This is a genomic window from Arthrobacter sp. TB 26 (genome assembly GCF_000427315.1).
GTDB lineage: Bacteria > Actinomycetota > Actinomycetes > Actinomycetales > Micrococcaceae > Arthrobacter.
Map to the genome: position 1 here is coordinate 2,239 of NZ_AUPJ01000285.1, position 2,442 is coordinate 4,680.

2 protein-coding genes and 2 pseudogenes (2 of these 4 cut by a window edge) are annotated in these 2,442 nt (G+C 65.9%); all 4 read right to left on the minus strand.

Features of this window, described 5'->3' with window-relative positions:
- A pseudogene (locus K789_RS22790) lies at positions 1-698 on the minus strand (flagellar biosynthesis protein FlhB); it reaches 377 nt to the left of the window's first position.
- Positions 698-1,456, minus strand: a complete 759-nt coding sequence (locus K789_RS0110130; protein WP_024366657.1) for a flagellar biosynthetic protein FliR — start codon at positions 1,454-1,456, stop codon at positions 698-700. Before K789_RS0110130 ends, K789_RS22790 begins: the two are co-directional and overlap by 1 nt.
- A 1-nt stretch (position 1,457) precedes the next feature.
- Positions 1,458-1,733, minus strand: coding sequence for a flagellar biosynthesis protein FliQ (fliQ, locus tag K789_RS0110135; protein WP_024366658.1), 276 nt, complete (start codon positions 1,731-1,733; stop codon positions 1,458-1,460).
- Positions 1,730-2,442, minus strand: a pseudogene (fliP, locus tag K789_RS0110140) (flagellar type III secretion system pore protein FliP); it runs 114 nt beyond the window's last position. The gene fliQ and the pseudogene fliP overlap by 4 nt, the downstream one beginning before the upstream one ends.

Genomic DNA, 2,442 nt, shown 5'->3' on the forward strand with positions numbered 1-2,442 from the left:
AGCGGGTCGCCTTCGCTGCTCTTGTTTTCGTCCTGGACTTCCTTCTTGGACATCCGGGTCTTCTTGCGGTTGCGGCGCATCACGACAAAGAAGTCGGCCGCCGCCAGGACGATTCCGGCCGCCACGGCGAACTGGACCAGCGAGGCGATGCCGCCGCCCGCGGCCTGCACGACCCCGGAGACCGGCATTCCTCCGGCTGTCAGCAGCACCGGAACCAGGCCCTGCACGACGCTGTAGAGGACCAGCCCCACCACGCTGGCCTTCAGCAGCGCCTTGACGCCGCCCCAGATCGCCTGGGTGCCGAAAACACGCTTCAGGCCGCTGAGCAGTTTGAAGTGTTCGAAGTCGAGTTTGAACTTCTTCAGGTGCACGCCGCCCTGGAGCGCGGCTCCGGCGAGGACCACCACGAACACCACCATCAGCATGGGCCCGATGATCCCGGCGATGGCGGCAAGTCCGTCCTCCAGCGCTTTGACGGCCTTCCCCGGGTCCGGGGCTGCAACGATGCCGCGGACGCTGAAGAGCTGGTCCGTGGCGGCGTTCGAGGCGCGTTCCACGGTGGCGGGAATCATGATGGCGGCAGCGCCGACGCCGACCCACGCCGTGAGGTCCTGGGAGCGGGAAAGCTGGCCCTTGGAGCGGACCTCCTTCATGCGTTTGTCGGTGGCTTGCTCGGTTTTTTCCTGTGAATCCGACATCAGCCCACCCCCAGTACTGTCTTGGCGGCCTGGCCGGCGAGGCTGGAAACGATCCTGGGCAGCGCCAGGAAGATGAACCCGGCCAGCATGAGCGTCAGCAGGATCTTGAGCGGGAAGCCCAGGGAGAAGGCGTTGAGCGCCGGGGCAACGCGGGTCAGCAGGCCGAGTCCGACGTCGGCGAGGAACAAGACCACCACGAGCGGTCCGGCGATCTGGACGGCGGCGAGGAACATGCCGGTGACCGCCGACGTCATGGCCTGGACCGGCTGGGCCAGATCGATGCCGCCGGCCAGCGGCAGGGCACCAAAGCTGCCGGTGAGTCCGGTGATGACGAGTTGATAGCCGTCGGAGGCGAACAGCAGCGCCAGCGCCGCCATCTGCAAAAGTCTCGTGAACTGTGCGCCGTTGACATTCATCTGGGGGTCAAAAGCCTGGGCCATCTGAAAGCCGCTGAAGAGGTCGATCAGGCTGCCGGCGGACTGGACGGCGGAGAAGATCACGAGGACCAGGAAGCCGAGGGCCAGCCCGGTCACGAGTTCCAGCACCACCCCGGTGAGGAAGCCGGCCGTGTCGCGTGCCGTGTACCCGGCGGAGACCCGCTGGGACACCGCGAGGCCGAGCCCAAGCCCCAGCATGGCTTTGACGCGGCCCGGGAAGGCCTGATGCGCGAAAGGCGGTGCCACGATCAGGAATGCCGTCATCCTGACGGTGGCCAGCAGAAGCGCTTCCAGCCACGTCGGGTCGATCGGGATGCCCACCTCACAGGCCTCCGAGCAGGGACGGGATCTTGGCGAAGAGGTCGTTGGTGAAGGCGACCATCTCCGAGATCATCCAGTGGCCGCAGATCACCAGGGCCACCGCCACGGCCGCGGCTTTGGGCACAAAGGACAGGGTGGCTTCCTGCAGCTGGGTAATGGACTGCAGCAGCGCGATGGCCAGGCCGACGACGAGTGCTGTCACCAGGACGGGGGCGGAGAGCTTGGCCGCGACGATCATGGCCTGGAGGCAGATGTCCAGGACGGCGTTGGCGTTCATCCGGTGCCTGCATAGCTTTGGATGAGCGAGGTGATGATCAGGCCCCAGCCGTCCACGAGGACGAAGAGCAGGATTTTGAAGGGCAGCGAGATCATCACCGGCGGGAGCATCATCATGCCCATGGACATGAGGGCGGCGGACACCACGAGGTCGATCACGAGGAACGGGATGAAGATGACGAAGCCGATGATGAACGCGGCGCGGAGTTCCGAAATCATGAAGGCGGGAATGAGGGTCTGCATGGGCACGGCCTCGGGGGTGGCCGGGTTTTCCGCCGCGGCAGCCCGGGACATCAGGGCGATGTCCTCTTCCCTGGTGTGGGCCAGCATGAACTGCTGCAGCGGGCCGCTGGCAGCGCCGACGGCGCCGTTGAAGTCCAGGGTGCCGTTGAGGTAGGGCTGGATGCCGAGGGTGTTCATCTCGTTGATGACAGGCCACATGACGAAGATCGAGAGGAACAGGGCCAGCCCGGCGAGCACCTGGTTCGGCGGAATGGACGGCAGCGACAGGGCGTTGCGGGTCATCGCGAGGACCACAAAGATCTTGGTGAAGGACGTCATCATCAGCAGCAGCGCCGGCGCCACCGACAGCAGGGTGATGCCGATCAGGGTCAGGACCGCCGTGGAGGGTTTGCCGTCGAGTCCGTTGATCTCGATGTTGACGCTGCCGCCGCCGGGGTTTGCCGGATCTGTCGGGGCGACCGGCGGGG